18 protein-coding genes and 1 pseudogene are annotated in these 19,796 nt (G+C 72.5%); 3 read left to right on the forward strand and 16 right to left on the reverse strand.

Annotation, left to right across the window (positions count from 1 at the left end; genetic code table 11):
- Positions 1–15: 15 nt before the first annotated feature.
- From ACGFN2_RS32810 to ACGFN2_RS32855, 10 genes are all read right to left on the reverse strand, one after another.
- Complete coding sequence (locus ACGFN2_RS32810; RefSeq protein WP_393366401.1) at positions 16–120, reverse strand: DUF6893 family small protein; 105 nt, start codon at positions 118–120, stop codon at positions 16–18.
- Complete coding sequence (locus tag ACGFN2_RS32815) at positions 114–677, reverse strand: hydrogenase maturation protease (protein WP_393366403.1); 564 nt, start codon at positions 675–677, stop codon at positions 114–116. The genes ACGFN2_RS32810 and ACGFN2_RS32815 overlap by 7 nt, the downstream gene beginning before the upstream one ends.
- Positions 674–2,095, reverse strand: coding sequence for a hypothetical protein (locus tag ACGFN2_RS32820; protein ID WP_393366405.1), 1,422 nt, complete (start codon positions 2,093–2,095; stop codon positions 674–676). The genes ACGFN2_RS32815 and ACGFN2_RS32820 overlap by 4 nt, the downstream gene beginning before the upstream one ends.
- Positions 2,092–2,796: a DUF6084 family protein gene (locus ACGFN2_RS32825; RefSeq protein ID WP_393366407.1), complete on the reverse strand. Its 705-nt coding sequence runs from the start codon at positions 2,794–2,796 to the stop codon at positions 2,092–2,094. Before ACGFN2_RS32825 ends, ACGFN2_RS32820 begins: the two co-directional genes overlap by 4 nt.
- Positions 2,793–3,461, reverse strand: coding sequence for a DUF5947 family protein (locus ACGFN2_RS32830; RefSeq protein WP_393366409.1), 669 nt, complete (start codon positions 3,459–3,461; stop codon positions 2,793–2,795). Before ACGFN2_RS32830 ends, ACGFN2_RS32825 begins: the two co-directional genes overlap by 4 nt.
- Positions 3,458–4,102: a hypothetical protein gene (locus tag ACGFN2_RS32835; RefSeq protein ID WP_393366411.1), complete on the reverse strand. Its 645-nt coding sequence runs from the start codon at positions 4,100–4,102 to the stop codon at positions 3,458–3,460. Before ACGFN2_RS32835 ends, ACGFN2_RS32830 begins: the two co-directional genes overlap by 4 nt.
- Positions 4,099–5,880, reverse strand: coding sequence for a nickel-dependent hydrogenase large subunit (locus tag ACGFN2_RS32840; protein ID WP_393366413.1), 1,782 nt, complete (start codon positions 5,878–5,880; stop codon positions 4,099–4,101). The genes ACGFN2_RS32835 and ACGFN2_RS32840 overlap by 4 nt, the downstream gene beginning before the upstream one ends.
- An 84-nt stretch (positions 5,881–5,964) precedes the next feature.
- Positions 5,965–7,053 (reverse strand): hydrogenase expression protein HypE, encoded by a 1,089-nt coding sequence (locus ACGFN2_RS32845; protein ID WP_362609221.1) that lies wholly within the window; start codon positions 7,051–7,053, stop codon positions 5,965–5,967.
- A gap of 264 nt (positions 7,054–7,317) precedes the next feature.
- Positions 7,318–8,052, reverse strand: coding sequence for a DUF4232 domain-containing protein (locus ACGFN2_RS32850; RefSeq protein ID WP_362609224.1), 735 nt, complete (start codon positions 8,050–8,052; stop codon positions 7,318–7,320).
- A gap of 318 nt (positions 8,053–8,370) precedes the next feature.
- The gene (locus tag ACGFN2_RS32855; RefSeq protein WP_393366416.1) at positions 8,371–9,630 is read right to left on the reverse strand and encodes an MFS transporter; all 1,260 of its coding nucleotides are present in this window, start codon (positions 9,628–9,630) and stop codon (positions 8,371–8,373) included.
- Positions 9,631–9,729: 99 nt separating this feature from the next.
- On the opposite strand from ACGFN2_RS32855, the gene ACGFN2_RS32860 reads away from it, so the two are divergent.
- Positions 9,730–10,815 carry a DUF5937 family protein gene (locus tag ACGFN2_RS32860; protein ID WP_362609229.1) on the forward strand — a complete coding sequence of 362 codons (1,086 nt, stop codon included), beginning with the start codon at positions 9,730–9,732 and terminating at the stop codon, positions 10,813–10,815.
- Between the two features lie 156 nt (positions 10,816–10,971).
- Here the strand turns inward: ACGFN2_RS32860 and ACGFN2_RS32865 are convergent, their stop codons facing one another.
- Together ACGFN2_RS32865 and ACGFN2_RS32870 are read right to left on the reverse strand one after the other, a co-directional pair.
- Complete coding sequence (locus ACGFN2_RS32865) at positions 10,972–13,323, reverse strand: MFS transporter (RefSeq protein ID WP_393366418.1); 2,352 nt, start codon at positions 13,321–13,323, stop codon at positions 10,972–10,974.
- A gap of 684 nt (positions 13,324–14,007) precedes the next feature.
- The gene (locus ACGFN2_RS32870; RefSeq protein WP_393366420.1) at positions 14,008–14,694 is read right to left on the reverse strand and encodes a ScbR family autoregulator-binding transcription factor; all 687 of its coding nucleotides are present in this window, start codon (positions 14,692–14,694) and stop codon (positions 14,008–14,010) included.
- 174 nt (positions 14,695–14,868) lie between these two features.
- Here ACGFN2_RS32870 and ACGFN2_RS32875 point away from each other — a divergent pair, with 174 nt between their 5' ends.
- Together ACGFN2_RS32875 and ACGFN2_RS32880 are read left to right on the forward strand one after the other, a co-directional pair.
- The gene (locus ACGFN2_RS32875; RefSeq protein ID WP_393366422.1) at positions 14,869–15,852 is read left to right on the forward strand and encodes a ScbA/BarX family gamma-butyrolactone biosynthesis protein; all 984 of its coding nucleotides are present in this window, start codon (positions 14,869–14,871) and stop codon (positions 15,850–15,852) included.
- Positions 15,853–16,057: 205 nt separating this feature from the next.
- Entirely contained in the window at positions 16,058–16,822 is a 765-nt protein-coding gene (locus ACGFN2_RS32880; protein WP_362609239.1) for an SDR family oxidoreductase, read from the forward strand.
- Between the two features lie 97 nt (positions 16,823–16,919).
- Here ACGFN2_RS32880 and ACGFN2_RS32885 read toward each other — a convergent pair whose 3' ends face one another.
- The 4 genes and pseudogenes from ACGFN2_RS32885 to ACGFN2_RS32900 all read right to left on the reverse strand — a co-directional run.
- Complete coding sequence (locus tag ACGFN2_RS32885; protein WP_393366424.1) at positions 16,920–17,432, reverse strand: methylated-DNA--[protein]-cysteine S-methyltransferase; 513 nt, start codon at positions 17,430–17,432, stop codon at positions 16,920–16,922.
- Positions 17,429–18,949, reverse strand: a complete 1,521-nt coding sequence (locus ACGFN2_RS32890; protein ID WP_393366426.1) for an AlkA N-terminal domain-containing protein — start codon at positions 18,947–18,949, stop codon at positions 17,429–17,431. Before ACGFN2_RS32890 ends, ACGFN2_RS32885 begins: the two co-directional genes overlap by 4 nt.
- 272 nt (positions 18,950–19,221) lie before the next feature.
- Complete coding sequence (locus ACGFN2_RS32895) at positions 19,222–19,449, reverse strand: hypothetical protein (RefSeq protein ID WP_362609246.1); 228 nt, start codon at positions 19,447–19,449, stop codon at positions 19,222–19,224.
- 252 nt (positions 19,450–19,701) lie between these two features.
- Positions 19,702–19,796: pseudogene (locus ACGFN2_RS32900) on the reverse strand (2-hydroxy-3-oxopropionate reductase); the annotation flags it as partial.

Raw genomic sequence — 19,796 nt, forward strand, 5'->3', positions numbered from 1 at the left:
GCAGCGCCGTTCCCGTCACATGGACCGGATACGCATATAGCGCCTGAGGTCCGGCAGGAGGGAGCGGGCGATGAGGGCGAGCGCGGCGGCGAGCGCGCCGCCCAGGGCGAGCTTCAGCATGGTGTCGTGTTCCTCTCACTGGGGTGCGCCCCGGCGGCGGACGGGGACGGTTCCTCCGCGCCGACCAGCCGCAGGACGATCTGGACGGCCTCGTCGACCGCGGCGTCGACGGGTGTGCTGAGCCCGATGCCTTCGGAGACGTCGGCGGGTTCGCAGCCGACGACCAGGACGCGCTCCGGGCGCCGGCCACCGGTGCCCGCGCTGAGCGTGTCGAGCAGCGCGAGCACGGCGTCGGGGGTCATGTGGTGGCCGTCCAGCGCGGTGTCCGGCGGCCGTTCGGCGGGAGTGGTGGCGTCGAGCAGGTAGACGGTGCCGGGCTCGCCGCCGCGCGCGGAGGCGTCGACGAGGAGCACCGTGTGGTAGCCGTCGAGCATCTGGTAGGCGAGGTGGACGCCCCGTACTCCGGCGTCGACGACCTCGACCCCCTCGGGGAGCTGATGCTCCGCCAGCCTGCGGGCGGCCTCCACGCCGAAACCGTCGTCGCCGAGGAAGATGTTGCCGACACCGGCGATCAGCGTCTTCGCGGGCCGCTTGCCCGCGGATGCCTCGGGGCTCACGCGTCCTCCAGGGGAGCGACTTCGTCGGGTTGGAAGTACAGGAACCGGCCCTGCTCGCGCCGGATGTCGACGCCGGGGTCGCCCTCCACGGTCACCGCGAGGTGCACCCCGCCGTCGACGTCGTGCAGCACCGCCTCGACATGCGCGGTGCGGCCCTGGAGGAAGAGGTCCTGGGCGTCGGTGCGCCGCAGGCCGGGGCGGAGCCGCACCCGGCTGCCGGCGCCGACCTGCCGCCCGTCGATGGTGACCCGGTCGCGCACCGGATCGACGCTGCGGTCGCTCTCCGGGTCCCACCAGGGGGTGTCCGGGCGGAGGCCCGGCACGTCGGGGGCGAACGCGTCGGGGGCGGCCGGGCCGGGTCCGGTGACCTCGCGCAGCGCCCGTACGGCGCCGTGCAGCCGCTCCAGCACCTCGGGCGGCATGGTGTCGGCGAGTTCGATGACCTCGGCGGCACGCGGGTCGGTGCCGCGGGCCTCGCGCTTCTCCTCGTCGGTGAGGGCCGCGGTGCGCAGGGTCAGGATCTCGTCGATCTCCAGGGCGTCGTAGAGCGCGCCAGGGCTCTCCGGGGCGATGGCCGGGTGGTCCTCCAGGATGATCGGCGCGGAGAGCACCACATCGGCGCGGCCGGACTCGCCGGCCAGCACCGGCCAGGCGTGCTCGTTGCGGCAGGCCGCGACGGCGCCCCTGGCCCACTCCGGCGGGTCGGTCATGGAGAGGAACGCTCCCGCGCTCAGGCCGAGGAAGAGATGGGCCCCGACCAGCGAGCGGGGAAGTGCCGCGGTGCGGTCGGCGCCGTTCTCGTCCGGCTGCCAGCCGCTGGTGTTCTCGACGGTCGCGGTCAGCCGGAACGCCGCGTACGGCCCGTCGAGTTCGCTCGCGGTCAGCCGAACCCGGCCGTCGATTCCGGCGCAGTGCCGCACCAGCCGGCCGACGAGCCGTCCCTCGGCGTCGTGGACCTGTTCGGTCTCCTCGCGCGCGGGCCGGCTGAACGGGACGGTGACGCCCTCGCCGGTCAGCTTGGAGACATCGACCACCAGGGTGACGCGTTCCTCGACGCCCTCGTCCCAGGGGACCAGCAGCCGGTCGGGCAGGGAGAGTTCGGCCGCGTCCTCGAACCCGCCGTCCGGGCACAGCCGTTGGACCGTACGCCGCTGGGCGCGCAGGAACCGCAGCTCGGCCGAGAGCCGGGCACCGGAGCGGGGTTCCATGAGGCATTCGGTGCGCTGGAAGGAGTGCTCCGCGCTGTCGGCGCCCCAGTGGGGCGGAACGAGGACCCCGAACTGCCAGCGGAGCTGGTTCTTGGCGGCGGACGCACGGTACGGGTAGAGCACATAGCCCTCGAACAGCACGGCGTCGGCCACCTGGCGGGCGGCGGCGAAGCGGTCCGCGGTGTCCTCGGGCAGCACGCTGGTCGTCACGGCGCGGTCCTCTCGCTGAGGGGGCGGACGGCGGCGCCCGGGAAGAGCCGGGCGCGGGGTGCGGGCGGTTCGGTGCCGTCGGCGGCGGCCAGCAGCGACTCGACGGTCGCCTGCCAGGAGGGCAGGGCGTGCCGGGAGCGGTAGGCGAGCAGCGCGTCGAGGGTTTCGCGGGGCAGCCGCAGCCAGCCGCAGCCGGGGAAGTGCGCCTCGGTCATCTCCTGCCAGACGGCCACCGGCATCCGTACGGACGCTTCCTTGTGCCAGGGCACCGGATGGACCCGGAAGCCGCCGGCGCCGGCGAAGACCGTGCCGGAGAACAGCAGCAGCAGCGGCACCTCGCCCTCGCGCAGCGCGTGGAAGTAACGGCCGGCCGCGACGTCCAGGTCGTAGGTGCAGGGGACGGGGAGGTCCACCTCGGTCTCGCCGGTGAAGCCGGGGATGACGAGGGAGACCTGGGCGAACTGCAGCGGGTGCAGGGTGGTGCCCCAGCGGGACCGGGCGCCGAAGAGGTCGGACAGCGCCGCGGCCTCGTCGTCCCGGTAGTCGCGCCGGGCCGGTTCGATGCGGAGCTGGCAGCGCAGCGCGAGGGCGTGGACCCGGGCCGCCTCGGCGGCGGTGATGCGCAGCCGGAAGAGGAGGGTGGGGGCGGCGGCGTAGGGGTCGGCGCGGACGCCGGTGCAGTCGAAGGACAGCTCGGTCACGGCCGGTCGTCCCCCTTCGGCTCGCGGGCCCGGCGGGCGACCTTGGTGAAGAAGTCGGTGAGTGCGGCGCGCGCCTCGGCGCCGCCGTCGAAGCCCTGCCACAACAGGCGCATCCGGCCCACGAGTTCGTAGCAGATGTCGACCGGCACCAGATAGCAGTCGATACGGCCCTCGGTGCGGCGCAGCAGCAGCGCCTCGACGTCGGGCCGCAGGAGGGGGGCCAGTCGGCTGGCGGAGAGCACGGTCTGCCAGGTCGACGGGGCGAGTTCGCTCTCGGTGGCGCCGGCCGGGCTGGGGTAGAGGGCGGCCGGCCGGTCCTGGTCGGCGCTGCGCAGGAAGAAGGCGACGCCGACCGGGATCTGGAGCCGTTCCCAGGCCGCGTCGTCGAGGGTGTGCCCGGGGTCGGTGAGATAGCGGTCGGGGACCGTACGGAACGGTCCGGTGCCCGCGCCGGGCCGGTCGAAGAGCAGTGCGCACGGGGTGCAGGCACAGGCCAGCGCCCGGCGGCGGGTGTCGACCAGGTGGCGGTGGTTGTGCTCGGCGAGTACCACGGCGCACAGTTCGCAGCGTTCGGGGGCGGCCGGCACCGGGGCCCGGAAGCGGCGCAGGCCGCGGTGGGCGGGCGGTGGCCCCAGGCGCGGGGGCGCCGTCTGCCGGCCGCTCACGAGGCGGTGGCGGCGGTCGGCGGCCGGCGGGAGATCTGCAGCAGCGGGGGCTCGGGACGGTCGCCCGCCGCCTCCCACCGCATCGAGGTCACCTCGGGCGCGAAGCAGGACACCGCGGCCTCGACGGTCTGCCGGGCCTGCTGGTCGGTGCTCGGGCAGCCGCAGCCGCCGGAGGCGCCGGGGCGCAGCCGCAGCGTTCCGGTGTCCGCGTCGAACTCCGCGATGTCCGCCGGGTGTTGGCGGCGGACGCTGTCCAGGGCGCGGCCGATGCGGGCCGCGGTGTCCTCGGGGTGCAGGTCGTGCAGCACCAGCAGGCTGGTCACCAGCTCGTCGCGCAGCAGCGCCGGGCGCGGGCCGTCCTCGCCCGTGCCGCTGCCCACGAGGTGCATGATCCGGGCGAGTCCCGCGCCGTAGAAGTCCATCAGGACGCGGACGAGTTCCTCGGCGGCGGCGCTCGCCTCGCGGTCGTCGCGCTGTGCGAGGCGGTCCAGCACCTCTTCCACGCGCCGGCCGGCGGCCTCGGCGCTCGGCACGGCGGCGGAGGGTGCGGCAACGGACGGTGCGGAAACGGACGGCGCATCGGCCCCGGAGGCGTCCGCCCGCGGTGCGGCGTCCTCTGCTGTGGTGGCCCGGGCGCTCATCCGGAGAGCCCGCTCAGACCGGTGGGCACATGCATCTTCTGCACGGACTTGCCGTTGCCGACGTACATATGGACGCCGCACGGCAGACACGGGTCGAAGCTGCGCACCGCGCGCATGATGTCGATGCCCTTGAAGTTCTCCGGGGAGTTCTCCTCGAAGATCGGGGTGTTCTGGACGGCGTCCTCGTACGGGCCGGGGGTGCCGTAGGTGTCCCGGGTGCTGGCGTTCCACGGGGTGGGCGGGTACGGGTGGTAGTTGGCGATCTTCCCGTCCCGGATGACCATGTGGTGCGAGAGGACGCCGCGCACGGCCTCGGTGAAGCCGCAGCCGATGGACTCGTCGGGTACCTCGAACTTCTCCCAGGTCTGGGTGCGTCCGGCGCGGACCTCGTTCAGGCCCTGCTCGGCGAAGTGCAGCGCCATGGCGGCCGAGTAGGCCTGGAAGTAGGTGCGGGCCCGGTTGCGCTCCAGGGCGTTGCTCCACTTCGGGATCTTCCATTCGAAGCGCGCCTCGGGCTTGGTCATGGAGCGGGGCAGGTCGATGACGACGCTCTGGCCGGTGGCCTTGACGTACGGGGTGTCGACGAGTCCGGACAGCGCGGTGGACCACAGCCGGGCGATCGGGCCGCCGCCGGTGTCCAGGGCCAGGTGCTCCTTGCCGTCGAACCAGCGCGGGGACATCACCCAGCTGTACTTGTCGTTGAAGTCCCGCTTCTGCGGGGCGGGGATGGTGTGCTGGTTCCAGGGGTGGCGTGGGTCGACCGGGTTGCCGAGCGGGTCGTGGGTGACGAACTGCTCCTGGCCTTCCCAGTCCTGGTAGTAGGAGCTGCCCAGCAGAATCCGGATGCCGAGGTTGATCTCGGTGAGGTCGTTGGTGACCAGCTTGCCGTCGACGATGACGCCCGGGGTGACGAACATCTTCCGTCCCCAGTCCGTCATGTTGCGGTAGGTGAAGTCGCAGTGCTCGGGGTCGTTGAGCGCGCCCCAGCAGCCCAGCAGGACGCGGCGGCGGCCGACCTCCTCGTAGCCGGGCAGCGCCTCGTAGAAGAAGTCGAACAGGTCGTCGTGGAGCGGCACCACCCGCTTCATGAACTCGACGTAGCGCATCAGCCGGCTGAGGTAGTCGGTGAAGAGCTGGACGCTGGCGACGGTGCCGACACCGCCCGGGTAGAGCGTGGAGGGGTGCACATGGCGGCCCTCCATGAGGCAGAACATCTCCCGGGTGTAGCGGCTGACCTGGAGGGCCTCGCGGTAGAACTCGCCCTCGATGGGGTTGAGGGAGGTCATGATGTCGGCGATGGTGCGGTAGCCGTGCTCGCCCGCGTGGGGGGCTTCGGTGCGCTGGGCGAGCTCCCAGACGCCGGGGTTGGTCTCGCGGACCATTCTTTCGCAGTAGTCGACCCCGACCAGGTTCTCCTGGAAGATGTTGTGGTCGAACATGTACTCGGCGGACTCGCCGAGGTTGATGATCCACTCTCCCAGGTGCGGGGGCTTCACCCCGTAGGCCATGTTCTGTGCGTAGACGGAACAGGTGGCGTGGTTGTCACCGCAGATGCCGCAGATCCGGCTGGTGATGAAGTGCGCGTCGCGGGGGTCCTTGCCGCGCATGAAGACGCTGTAGCCGCGGAAGACGGACGAGGTGCTGTAGCACTCCGCCACCCGCTTCTGCTTGAAATCGATCTTGGTGTGGATGCCGAGGCTGCCCACGATCCGGGTGATCGGGTCCCAGGACATCTCCGTCAGACCGCTGCCGTCGGCCGCCTTCGTTCTCGGTGCCATCGTGAGTGCCGTGCCCTTCTGTTGCGCGCGGAGGTGGGGTCGGACGGAGGGTCCGGGTGCCGGACGGCTACGGGCGGGGTGCGCTCACCACGGTTTCCGGTAGCCGGTGGTCAGTTGGTCGCCGCGGTGGCGCCACTTGGGCTCGTGGTCGACGGTCCTGGCCGTGATGCCGCGCAGACGGCGGACGACGCTGCCGTACGCGGCGCTGGCGCTGCTGGAGATCTTGCCGCCGGGCGGCTCGTCCATGAACGGCATGAACTTGTCGGGGAAGCCGGGCATGGTGCAGGCGATACAGATACCGCCGACGTTCGGGCAGCCGCCGATGCCGTCCATCCAGCCCCGCTTGGGCACGTTGCATTTGACCACGGGACCCCAGCATCCGAGCTTCACCAGACACTTGGGCGAGTCGTACGTGGTGGCGAACTGGCCCTGCTCGTAGTAGCCGGCCCGGTCACAGCCCTCGTGCACGGTCTCCCCGAAGAGCCAGGTGGGCCGCAGCTGGTCGTCCAGCGGGATCATCGGAGCCGCGCCCGTCGCCTGGTAGAGCAGATAGGTCAGGGTCTCCGCGAAGTTGTCCGGCTGGATCGGGCAGCCCGGCACACAGACGATCGGAATCCCGGCCTGGGAGGTCCAGTCCCAGCCCAGGTAGTCGGGCACGCCCATGGCTCCGGTCGGGTTGCCCGACATCGCGTGGATGCCGCCGTACGTGGCACAGGTGCCGATCGCCACTACGGCGAGCGCCTTGGGGGCGAGCCGGTCGATCCACTCACTGGTGGTGATCGGCTGGCCGGTCTCCGGGTCGTCGCCGAAGCCGCACCAGTAGCCCTCGGGCTTGATGGACTCGTTGGGAATGGACCCCTCGACGACGAGCACGAACGGGTCGATCTCGCCGCGTTCGCCCTTGAAGAACCACTCGATGAAGGTGTCCGCGCCACCGACCGGGCCGCACTCGAAATCGATCAGCGGCCAGTGGACGGCGATCTTGGGCAACCCCGGCAGCACACTGAGCGCGATCTCCTCGATGCTCGGCTGCGTCGCGGCGGTGAGCGACACGGAGTCGCCGTCGCAACTCAGGCCGGCGTTGATCCAGAGAATGTGGATCGGGGACTCGTCCTCGGCGGACGGCTTTCCGTTCGCAGCGGCCTTGTCGGCCACGCTCGAAGCTGCAGACATGGGATGTCTCCCTAGGCAGATATGCAACGAAAGCGCTCATTCAAGGCTTCCATCCACCTTGGTAACACCGATCCGGAGGCACGGGGCGGTCACCGGGGGCCGTTGCGGTGACATACCACCCGAGCGTGCGAGCGGGCCGGTGGCAGTTCCTCGGGGCGCCACCGTCTCCCCGTCCCGGCATGCCGCACGCCCCCGGCGCACGGTGCGCCGGGGGCGTGCCTGCGTGGCGGGGCCGTCCTCGTCGCGGCTCCGCGGGCGGGGCCGTCAGCCCAGGGCACCGGCCTCCACCGCGGTCACGTCGAACCGTCCGCCGCACACCCGCAGTCCGCGGCTGCCGGTGGTCATCGACTCCTTGGAGCCGGGCGGGTAGACGAAGACGATCTGCGACTTGGCCCAGCACGGGGTGTCCGAGACGCCTTCGTTGAGGGTGTGCAGCAGGGTGTGCGCGCTCTGCCCCGGCTGGAGCCGGACGACTGCGCCGGCGCCGCCCGAGCGGGTGGCGGGCTTGCCCACGGTCGAGCCGTCCCGGTTGATCAGCGAGACGCCCGGGAAGCCGCGCAGCGAACAGGCCTTCTTGCCCTTGTTCGTGAAGACGAGGGGGTAGCGGATGTTGCCCGCACCGGCGTCGGGGGCGCCCAGGCGCAGCGAGAGATTGGCGGCGGTGCAGCGATCCGAGGCCGTCGTCCGAGAGGTGTTGGCCTCCGCGGCGCTCGGCGCCTTGCCGGTCGGCTTGCCACCGGGAGTGGCGGCCTGCGCCGACGGCTGCTTCTTCCCGCCCGTGGACTGCTCCTTCGCGCCGGACGGCTGCACGCTGCCGTGGGACGACGCGGAGCCGCCGCTCTCCGTGTCGTGGGAGGCGCCGCGTTCGGCGGCCGACGAGGGGCGGGATGCGGCGTCCGGGCCGCCTTCGCAGGCGGTGAGTGCGAGCGCCGCGACAGCGATCAGCGAACCGGCGGCGACACGACGACCGCGGCTGAGCGTCTTGATGATGAGCGACATAAGTGTCCCCCTCGTCTAGTAGGTGCGAGCTCTCGTAGCGGGGTGCGGTCCGTCCGTCGTTCCAGCGTGGCCCTGGGCACTGCCGGTCCGCTAACGAGGCACTAACACACCACTAACGAGCTTGCGGGCCCGGCACGCCGATAACCCCGGAAACCGGTGTGACCAGCTGGATTTTGGGGCGCGTCGTTCAGACTCGCAGAAAATTCCCGATTTGCGGATACGGCACCGCCATGTTCGGCCGTTCCGCCGACCGAGATCACCGGCCGCAGGGGGCCCCGCGGGTCTCACCGGCCCCGGCGGCGCCGCTTCACCCCGCCGTCAGAGGCGGGTGCCGAGTTCACGAGCCGGCGCACGCCCGGCGGAAAGGGGCGCTGGGCCGTCCATCTGGTCCTTCTCGGTGGCCACGGCGGCGGCCGAGAGGAGTGTCGCGGCGGCGAGGCTGCCCCAGAGGGCGGTCGGGCCGTGGGGGGCGAGTGCGGTGATGGCTGCCGGGGAGACGGCGAGACCGAAGCCGGTGGAGGTTTCGAAGCGGGCGAGGGCGCGTCCCAGGACCGCGGCCGGGGCGAGGGCGGTGACCAGCGCGGTGGCGCTGCCGGCATAGAGGATCTCGCCGAGGGTGCAGACCACGGACACGGCTGCCACGGCCGGGGCGCCCCAGCCGCTTCCCAGTGAAGTGGCCACGAGGAAACCGAGGTAGGACGCGGCGAGGACCACGCCGGCGAGGGCCAGCACGGCCCGCCGGGAGAAGCGGGACATCAGGACCGTGACCGGAACCTGCAGGGTGACCACCAGCACCGTGTTGGCCACGAAGATGGCCGCCGACCACACCGGGGAGGCGTGCAGCTGTGTCACCAGGACCAGAGGGAGCGCGATTTCGGGGACGTTGAGGCAGAAGACGTAGACCACGTTGGCGGCCGGCAGCGCACGCATCCGCGGTGCGGGTCCGTCGGCCCCGTCCTCGGCCCGGGTGGCGGCCGTCTCCGCGCGGAGCTGGACCGACCACGCCAGGGCCGCCGCGGCGAGGTAGGCGAGCCCGGTGACGGCCGCCAGCGCCTGCAAGGCGGTGGTGCCGCCCGCCAGGCATGCGGTGGCGAGGAGCGCGCCCACGCCCAGCCCGGCGTTGCGCAGGGCGCGGCCTCCCGCGAGCGCGGCGTCGCGTTCCCGGCCGCGGGCGACCGTGGCCACGAGAGCCGCATGGGCGGCCGGCCACGCCTGGTTGCCGACGCCGAGGAAGAGCGCCGCCGTCGCGAACGTCCAGACCTGCCCCTCCGGAGTGGCCAGCAGCAGCGCCACACCCAGCGCCCGCACCAGCATCGACGCCGCCACGACCGTGCTGCGGGCGCCCCGGTCCAGCCAGCGGCCCACCGCGGGCATGCACACCAGACCCACGACGATGCCGACCGTCATGGCGATGCCGGTGGCCGGCGCGGACAGCTTCAGCACCGTCACTCCGTACAGCAGGAGAAAGGGCCGCAGCAGGCCGGTGCCGAGCGCGTCCACGGCCAGGGCTACGGCGTAGCGGGGGCCTCCGGAGGCCCGGACGAGGGCGCGGGGCCGGATCTTGGGGGTGGTTGCCATGGCGTCAACGGTGCGTTCGGCCGCCGGACCGGCCTCGCCGGTTGACGGAGACCGTCAACCGGCGGCGCCACCGGTCCACCGGTCGGTGATGCTGAGGGGATGACGTTGAGGATCGACATCGGCGGCCTGCCGGCCGAGCGGCTGCGGTTCGCCGCCTCCCCGCTGGCCGAGCTGACCGCGATGCTGCATGTGCTGGCCGAACCCGGGCACCATCCGCAGTTCGCCGGCTGGGCCGGGGAGGTCTGGGCCGGGCTGCGGCCGGAGCCGGCCGAGCGGTTGCGGGAGGCGGAGTTCCTCTGGCGTTCCTCACAGGCCGACTTCCTGCTCCCCGCCCGGCCCCGGCCGACCCTCGCCGAGGAGTTGGACGACGTGGACCGGATCGACGACGAGACATATGTGACCGCCGCGCTCGTCACCACATGCGGCGGCAACCGGGCCCATCTCGGCACGCCGTCGCCGCTCACCGACCCGGCCGCGCGCGAGCGGGCGCTGGACCTGGCCCAGGCCCGCGGCGCGCGGCAGGAGGCCTTCGCGGAACGGCTGCTCGCGGACCCCGCCGCGGTGCGGGCGCGGGTGCGCCACACCCTGGAACTGTGCGCCGAGGCCTTCTTCGACGCCGCCTGGGCGGACGTCGCCGTGCAGCTCGCCACCGACCTGCGCCTGAAGAACGACCTGCTGAGGCGCCAGGGCATCGGGGCGGCGCTCAGCTCGGTCTCCGGCGCGGTCGCCCTGGCGCCGGACGGCGACTGCATCATCGTGGACAAGCTGCAGGACAAGGCGACCGCCGCCCACGACACCGGGGTCACCTTCATCCCCAGCGTCTTCGGCAGCCCGCACCTGGTGGTGGTCCACGCGCCCGGCTGGCAGCCGGTGGTGCAGTACCCGGTGACCGAACCGAGCCCCTCGGAACCGGTGTCGCTGGAAACGGTCACCCTACGGCTGGAGGCACTGGCACATCCGGTACGGCTGCGCCTGCTGCGCACCCTGGCCCGCGGCCCGCACACCACCGGCGAACTGGCCCACGCCTGGGAGCTCTCCTCCCCGGAGGTCTCCCGCCACCTCGCGGCCCTGCGCCGCGCGGGCCTCCTCACAGCCCGGCGGCACGGTCGTTACGTCCGGCACACCCTCAACCTGCCCGGCCTGACGGCACTGGGAACGGACCTGCTGGCAGCCGTCCTGCGCTGAGGGGCCTGGGCGCGCCTGCTCATCCGTCAGCATGGCGAGCGGCGCCCCGGGCCTCCAGACACTCGGTGAGTAGTTCGGTGAGTAGCTCAGCCAGTCAGTCAGCGAGCGCCACGACTGCCGGAGGTCCGGCCCGTAGGAGCGCAGTCCTGTTCGCTCTCAGGTGCGCGAGCTGCTCAAGTGCCGTTCCTTATCCGGCTGTTCCTCTACTCCCAGCTCCAGATCAAGAGTTTCGCTGGCGCCGGCGGTGACGGATATGGGGACGGCGTGGGGCGGGTAGCCGGTCGCCGTGAGGGTGTAGTGGGGGCCGCCGCTCAGGTCGGTGAGGGTCAGGTCGGTGAAGGTGAAGGCGCCGTCCGGGCCGGTGACGGTGTGTCCGGCGACCGTGCCGTCCTCGACGAGGGTCACGGCGGCGTCGGCGAGCGGGCGGCCGTCCGGGCCCCGTACCCTGCCGCGGACGGTGGCCGTGGGCCGCAGGGTGCCGCCCAGGCGGCCGGTGCTGGTGAGGGTCAGGTCGACCCGGGTCGACGCACCCGCGCCGCGGCAGGTGGCGGAGGTCGCGTGCGGGGTGCGGCCGGGCGCGGCACCCGTGAGGACGTAGGTGCCGGGCGCGGGGGCGTCGAGGGCGTAACGGCCGTCGGTGTCGGTCGTGGTGATGCCGGCCTGGCGTCCCTGCCCGTCGATCAGGGTGACGCTCGCGCCGGGGACCGGGCCGCCGGAGGTGTCCGCCAGCCGGCCCCGGAAACCGGCGGCCGCGGCGCCCTCGGTCATCGTGTCGGACGTGGACCGTGCGAGGGCCGTGTGCGGGCCGGTGGCCGGCCGCGCCCAGGACGGTGCCGACTTCGCGAGGGCGGCCATCTGGTGGGAGGGGGCGGGAGGTTCGGCTGTTGCGGCCGCGAGCGGCGCGGCCGGGGCAGCGGGTGTGGCCGGTGTGGCGGTGGCCGGAGTGGCGGGCAGTGCCGAGGGGTGCGCCCCGCCCCGCCCGCCGCTGGCCTCGTCGGTGTCCGCCGCTTCGTCGGTGCTCTGAGCGACCAGGGTCGGGCGGGCCTCCTTCCGCTGGGACGGCAGGAAGGAGGCCAGGGCGACGCCGATGAGGACCGCGGCCGTGGCGATGAGGAAGGAGACCCGGAAGCCGGCCATCGTGGGCACCGTGACCGGTCCCACGTTCTTCGACATATGGGCCAGCACCATGCCGATCACCGCACTGGACACCGAGGTGCCGATGGAGCGCATCAGGGTGTTCAGGCCGTTGGCCGCGCCGGTCTCCGAGGCGTCGACGGCACCGATGATCAGTGCGGGCAGCGAGGAGTACGCCAGGCCGATGCCGGCGCCGACGACCACCGCGATGATGACGGTCTGCCAGGCGGCGTTCATCAGGCCGATGCCCGCGCCGTAGCCGACCGCGATGACCAGCATGCCGAGCAGCAGGGAGACCTTGGGGCCGCGCCGGGCGGCGATCCGCGCGTACAGCGGGGCGACGCACATCATCGTCAGGCCCAGCGGCGCCATGCACAGCCCGGCCACCACCATCGACTGGCCCAGGCCGTAGCCGGTCGACGTGGGCAGCTGGAGCAGCTGCGGCATCACCAGCGAGATCGCGTAGAACGCCACACCGACGGTGATCGAAACGAGGTTGGTCAGCAGCACCTCACGGCGCGCGGTGGTCCGCAGGTCGACCAGCGGATCGGCGAGACGCAGCTCCAGCACGCCCCACAGCACCAGGATCAGGGCCGCGACACCGAAGAGTACGAGGGTGGCCGGCGAACCCCAGCCCCAGTCGCTGCCCTTGGTGATCGGCAGCAGCAGGGCCACCAGCCCGGCCGACAGCCCGAGGGCACCCACGACGTCGAAGCGGCCCTCGGCCCGTACCGCGGTCTCCGGTACGACGAGGAGGGTGAGCAGCATCGACAGCACACCGAGCCCGGCGGCGCCGAAGAACAGGGTGTGCCAGTCGGCGTGTTGGGCCACAAGGGCGGCGGCCGGCAGTGCGAGCCCGCCACCGACGCCGATCGACGAGCTCATCAGCCCCATCGCCGAGCCGAGCCGCTCACGCGGCAGCTCGTCGCGCATGATGCCGATGCCGAGGGGTATCGCGCCCATGGCGAAGCCCTGCAGCGCCCGGCCCACGATCATGATGACCAGGTCACTGGTGAAGCCGCAGACCAGCGAGCCGGCCACCATGACCGCCAGGCTGCTCAGCAGCATCCGCCGCTTGCCGTACAGATCACCGAGGCGCCCCATGATGGGAGTCGAGACGGCGCCGGCGAGGAGGGTGGCCGTCATGACCCACGTGGCATTGCCGGCCGCCGTGTCGAGCAGCACCGGCAGGTCCTTGATGACCGGGACGAGCAGGGTCTGCATCACCGCGACGACGATGCCGGCGAAGGCGAGGACCGGAACGAGGCCACCGGAGGTTCTGCGCCGCCCGCCCCTGGCCGGGTCGGGCACCGGCGGCACGGCTGCGGCGCCCGCCGTCCTTCCGGGGTGCTGGTCCGTCGTCGTCCGGTTCATACGCGGGGCCTCCAGGGCGGCAGAGGTGGGTGGTTGCCGTCAGCGGCTGACGGAGCGGGGCGGGAAGAGGGGCGGGGGCGGGCGAACGCAGCCCGGCGCGTGAGCCTCGTCGGCACGCGTGGGACGGCACAGCACGAGGACAGCTGCGGGGTCGTCGGAAGAGCGGTCGAAGTGCGGTGTCGTCTGCGGGCATCGGCACGATCAGGCCGCTGACGAGTGGGGCGTTCTCCACGCACGGCTGATACGTGCATGACGAACGCTTCTACCCCGGCGTTCTATTCCGTCGCACGGCCCGGCGTCTCGTTGCGACGTCCGTGATCTGCCTCACGCCGCACCGGCGTTCGCCCTCCCCCAGCCCGTACACCGGACCTCCCCCGTTCGTCCCGGACGCGGACGCTTCGAGCCCGCCGAGTCCAGTGAACAGCACACCACTGACATCCACCCGAGCCCGATGTGCCGCGCCCCCGCCGGCCACCGTTCGCGCCTCTCGCGCACACCGCCGCCGGCTCCACGCCGAAAGGCGCCGCGGCTCGTCCGCGACGCTTCTGACCTGCACGATTCACACACAAGGTGCACACACTTCGATATTCGACACCGCACGCGCGGTATGTTTTCAGCGATCGTGATGTGCCGAAATGTCCTCTGTCTTTCGCGACTGGCATCCGCCCATCGGGCGGGACGCGTTCAGCCCGCAGCCACTCCGGCGTCGGCGCCGGCCGCGGCCTGCACCACCGCCTTCGCCTGCAGGGCGGCGTTGAGTTGCGCACCCCGCTCGGAGCCCAGGTCGAGCTTGGCGAGGATGGCCGGCACGGCGATGCTCGGGAGGGTGTGCTCGAAGAAGACGGTGAGCCTGCGGCTGAGGTCGGCCCGGTTGGTCAGGGCCTGCGACATCATCTGCAGCCCCGCGAAGGCACCGACGAACAACTCGGCGGTCTCCTGCACGACGACGCTCTCCAGGATTTCCCCGCGGCTCCGGGCGTCGTTCAGCAAGCCCTCGACGAACCGGGTCCACGACAGCATCGACTGCTTGCGGTCGAGGTGGTTGGAGCCCTGCTCGACCGCCAGCCGTGCCGCGCCCCGCTGGATCGGGTCACTGCGCAGCCGGAAGGCCAGCAGCTGGCCCGAGTCGACGAACTCCTGCAGCTTGATCGTCTGCGGCTCCACAGCGATATCGACCACCTGCTCCTCGATCACCGCGAGCGCCAACTGCTCCTTGGAGGCGAAGTGGAAGTACAAGGCGCCCTTCGTCACGCCGGCACGCTCGAGGACTTCGGCGATCGTCGCGCGGTCGTAGCCCTGCTCGTCGAAAACCGACGCGGCCGCCTCCAAGATCAGTCGCCGGGTCCGAATCGCGCGGTCCTGTTGTGCCACAGGACGCCTCCTGTCTCTCAATGTCTCTTCGTTCCGCAACAGTTAGCTACAGCTCAAGTCGTCGCTCGATCAGCTACTTTCCCCTTTTCGACGGCCCGGCATTGAAAATAAAACCGGATGGTACGTATCTTATCAGCGATGTACCTCAACCCGTAGCGATGCCTGGGGGCAGTCATGAGCGAGACGATGCAGGTCAGCACTGTTCAGCCCAGGTCTCCACACCCGCTGCCGGCCCCCGCCGGGAGCCGCGCGACCGGACCGCGAGGACCCCACGGCGTCCGGGTCACCCGGGAGTTCGTACACCGCCCTCTCGCCGACGACATGCTGGTCACCTCATGGCGCCGGCTCGATGACACGCGCTTCTCGCTGACCGCCCGGTGGCCGCACGATCACGGGTACTTCACCCCCAATCGCGGGCGACACCATCTCATCCTCGCGGGTGAGACCATCCGTCAGGCCGGTTTGTTGCTCTGCCACGCCGAACTCGGTGTCCCGCTCGGCCACCACTTCATCCTCGGCGACCTCGTGTACACCACCCACCCTGAGCATCTCGCGGTGGGCAGCGGGCCCACTCCCCTGACCATCGACGTCATCTGCAGCCGGACGCGCATGCGGGCGGGCACGCTGACCAGTGGCCGCTTCGACATGACCATCCGTAAGGCGGGCCGGATCGTCGCGACCGGCCACTCCGACGTCACGGTCACCACACCCGCCGTCTACCGCCGGCTCCGCGGGGACCGACTGAGTGCGCGGCACGCCCCCGGCCCCCTTCCCGACCCCGTTCCGCCCCGGCTGACCGGCAGCGCCCAGGACCGCGACGTCCTGCTCTCCCCCACCGGCCGGCCCGACCGCTGGCTGTTGCGCCTCGCACCCGGCCACCCCGCGGTGGTGAACCCGGCGAACGATCACGTCCCCGGCATGGTGCTGCTCGACGCCGCCCAGCAGGCCGCCCGCACCCTCACCTCGCCCGGCGCCTTCGTCCCGTACGCCTTCGGGACCGTTTTCCACCGGTACGCCGAGCACGGCACCCCCTGTGTGATCGAAGCCCGCCGTGTCCCGTCGGCGCTGCCCTGCACCACCACGGTGCAGGTGACCGGCTTACAGGACGGCGATCCGGTCTTCGTCTCCACCCTGACGGCCCTGGACCCACGGGACTGACGACCCCGTTTCCCACGCCGCACCGTTCGCCGTCGGCCGACCACACTCCGCGGAGCCACCGCACCCCTCTCCAGCGACCACCCGCCCTTGTGCGAGCGGCTGTTGCGGCACAGGCGGCCGGCCCGGTGCGGCCGCTTCGCCACCACACCATTCGACAGTCCTCGGGGCGGTATGCCCGCACCGGCACGTGAAAGGCCAGGCCACCATGGGTGAACTCAAGGGAAAGACCGCGCTGGTGACAGGCTCCAGCCGGGGTATCGGCCGGGGCATCGCGCAGCGCCTCGCCGCCGACGGCGCACTGGTCGCCGTCCACTACGGCAGTAATGACATCGCGGCCAAGGAAACGGCCGAGAGCATCCTCGACGCGGGTGGCCGGGCCTTCATAATCGGTGCGGAACTGGGGGTTCCCGGTGATGCCGAGGCCCTCTACGCGGCGTTCGACGAGGGACTGTCGGCGTACGGCGCCGAGCCCGGTCTCGACATCCTTGTCAACAACGCGGCGATCAGCATCCCGGGGCACATCGACCAAGTGACGCCCGAGGACTTCGACCGCACCCTCGCGGTCAACACCAAGGCCGTGTTCTTCGTCGCGCAGCACGGTCTGCGCCGGATGCGGGACGGCGGACGCATCATCAACGTCTCGTCGGCGGTGACGAGTACGGCCTTCCCCTCGACGATCGCCTACAGCGTCTCCAAGGGCGCGGTGGAGGCCTTCACCCTGACCCTGGCGAAGGATCTCGGTGCGCGGGGGATCACGGTGAACGCCATCGCCCCCGGCTTCGTCGAGACCGATATGAACGCGGCGATGCGGGCGACGCCGGAGGCGCACGCCGCGCTGGCCTCACTCTCGGTCTTCAACCGCATCGGCAGGCCCCAGGACATCGCCGACGTCGCCGCCTTCCTCGCCTCGGACGAGTCCCGCTGGATCACCGGCCAGCGGTTCGACGTCACCGGCGGTTCCATGCTCTGACGCCGCCGGGCACTCCTGGGGCCGCCCCGGGCCACGGGCGGCTTCAGGCGTCGTGGAAGACGAGGCCCAGGGAGTGTGCCGCCGCCAGCGGGGCAGCTCAGCGGGCCTCCGGCAGGGCGCCCTCGATACCGAGCAGCTGCCGCTTGCGCTCCGGCCCGCCCGCGTACCCCGACAGGGAGCCGTCCGCGGCGATCACGCGGTGACAGGGCCGCACGATGAGCAGCGGGTTCGCGCCGATCGCCGTGCCGATGGCACGCACCGCGCCCCGTGCCGCACCGATCTCGGCGGCGACCTTCCCGTACGTGGTGGTCGTGCCGTACGGGATGGCCTCCAGCGCCTGCCACACGCGCCGCTGGAAATCCGTGCCCCGGGCCGGGGCGCAGGCGAGGGCGAAGCGGGTCAGCTGCCCGTCGAAGTAGGCGCGGAGCTGGTCGGCGACGGCGGTGAAGGCGGCGGGGTCGTACGTCCAGTCGTCCCGGACGGTGTCGCCGCCCTTCTGCCCGGGTACGGAGAGCGAGGCGAGCGCGGTGCCGCCCGGTGCGGTGGCCGATTCCTCGCCCACCAGCAGGAGTTCGCCCAGCGGGCTGTCGAGGGTGGTGTAGAGCGTCATGGTCCGGTGCTTTCCGTGGTGGTGGGGCGGGGGCTCGCCGGCTCCGTGGCCGGCACGTTCCAGAGGTGGTGCATGGCGTACGAGCGCCAGGGGCGCCAGGCGTCCGCGCGCTCCTTCAGGCCGGCCGTCGGGACTCCGGCCCGGCGCAGGCCGGCCCGTACGGCCACGTCGCCGGTCAGCAGGACGTCGGGGTCGCCGAGGGCGCGCATCCGGATGTATCCGGCGGTCCACGGGCCGATGCCGCGCAGCCCGAGCAGCGCGTGTGCGGCCTCGTCCCGGTCGGCTCCGGCGTCCAGGACGACCGTGCCGTCGGCGAGTGCGGCGCTCAGGGTGCGCAGGGTCGCCCGCCGTGACGCGGGCATCCCGAGTTCGGTGAGGCCGGCCCGCGCCAGGCCGTCGGCGCGGGGGAAGAGGTGGGTGAGCGCACCGGACGGCTCCGGCAGCGGTTCTCCGTGGGCGGCGACCAAGGCGCCGCCGAAGGTGCGGCCGACCGCGACCGAGACCTGCTGGCCGAGCACGGCACGGAGGGCGAGTTCGTCCGGGTCCGGGGCCCCCGGGGAGCGCAGTCCGGGGTGCCGGTCCACCAGGCGCGCCAGGTCGGCGTCCGCGCCGAGCCGTTCGGCGACCGCGTACGGATCGGCGTCCAGGTCGAAGAGGCGGCGCACCCGCTGGCTCGCGGTGGTGAGGTCCCGCAGTTCGGTCAGGCGCAGCCGGCAGTCCAGCCAGCCGTCGCCGGCCGCCTCGTCGACCTCGGCGATCCCGGTGCCGTGCGGCAGCCGCAGGGTGCGCCGGTAGGTGCGCGCGCCGGGCGTGCCGGTGACCTCCTCGACCCCGGTGATCGCGCGCCGCTGGAGGTGGTCGAAGAGCTGCCGCGCCGCGTACGGCCCGCGGAAGGCGAGCCGCAGCGGGAGCACCCCGGGTGTCCCGGGGTGCGCCACCGCGCCGAAGCGGCTCCCCTTGCCGGGGCGGGCGGCGCGCAGCCCGCTCGGGGTGAGGGCGTAGATCTCCCGGATGGTGTCGTTGAACTGCCGCACGCTGGCGAAGCCCGCCGCGAAGGCGATCTCGGAGGCGGGCAGCCCGGTGGTCTGCAGCAGGACCCGGGCGGTGTGGGCGCGCTGTGCCCGCGCCAGGGCCACGGGGCCGGCGCCCAGCTCGGCGGTCAGCTGCCGCTGGACCTGCCGGGTGCTGTAGCCGAGCCGGGCCGCCAGCCCGGCAACGCCCTCGCGGTCGACGACCCCCTCGCTGATCAGCCGCATCGCCCGCCCGACGACGTCCGCTCGGGCGTCCCACTCCGCCGAGCCGGGCACCGCGTCGGGGCGGCAGCGCCGGCAGGCACGGAATCCTGAGCCCTGGGCGGCCGCGGAGGTCGGGAAGAAGGCGACGTTCCGGCGGCGGGGTGTGGTGGCGGGGCAGCTCGGCCGGCAGTAGATCCCGGTCGTGGACACCGCGAAGAAGAACGCGCCGTCGAACCTGGCGTCCCGGCTGCGCACCGCCTCGTACCTGCTGTCCTCGGTCATCACAGGTCCACTGTGCAGCAGGCCGGGCGTCGGCGCTGGCGGAAATCGGACGCGGCGCTCGGGGGTCACCGGGAGGTGTACGGGTCCTACGGGCGGCCCGGCGCGGGTCGGTCCTACGGCCGCCGGGCACGCGTTCCCTACCGCGCCGGGGGCTCAACTCCCGGGCCATCAGGCCACGTTGAGGCATTCCGGCCGCCCCGGAAGCCCGACGACGCACATCCCCACGGGCACATCCCCACGGGCACATCCCCGGCGGCTCACTGCGGGCGGCGTCAGGCCGGAGGCATCGGCCAGTCGTCCAGCGAGCCGCCGCGCCATTCGACGAGGCGGGGGTCGTCCAGCACGATGTTCCCGGCCGGGCCGGTGACGCCCGCACGGCGGAGGAACTCGGCGACGTCGCCGCGGCCGTGGGCCAGCCCGACGATCTGCCCACGCACGGTCACCCGGCGGCCACCGGAGGGCGTCGGCGGGTGCACGATGACAGGGGGGTGCTCGGACATGCCTCCAGCGTGCGCCGGGCTCCGCGCTCGCGCATTTCGGCAGCCGCCGTGAGCGTCACCCCGTCCGCGACCTGCGAACGAGGGCCCGCCCGGCCACGAGGAAGCCCCGGCCGGGCGGGGGGACGCCGGCCGGGGCGGCTCGGGAGGGGTGGCTCACCACCCACACCCATTTGAACGATGAACAACGGGTGGGCGTTCCCTCCGTGGGCGTGAGGGCGGTCACGCCTCCCACGCCGCGCTCCCCACGTCCGTTCAGCTGTGGGTGGTGTGTCCGGAGAGGCGTTCGACGCCGCGCAGGAGGGCGGAGTGGTCGAGGCTGCCGTCGCCTTGGTTGCGCAGGGCGGCGA

Source organism: Streptomyces sp. NPDC048612 (assembly GCF_043199295.1).
In the GTDB taxonomy this organism is placed as follows: domain Bacteria; phylum Actinomycetota; class Actinomycetes; order Streptomycetales; family Streptomycetaceae; genus Streptomyces.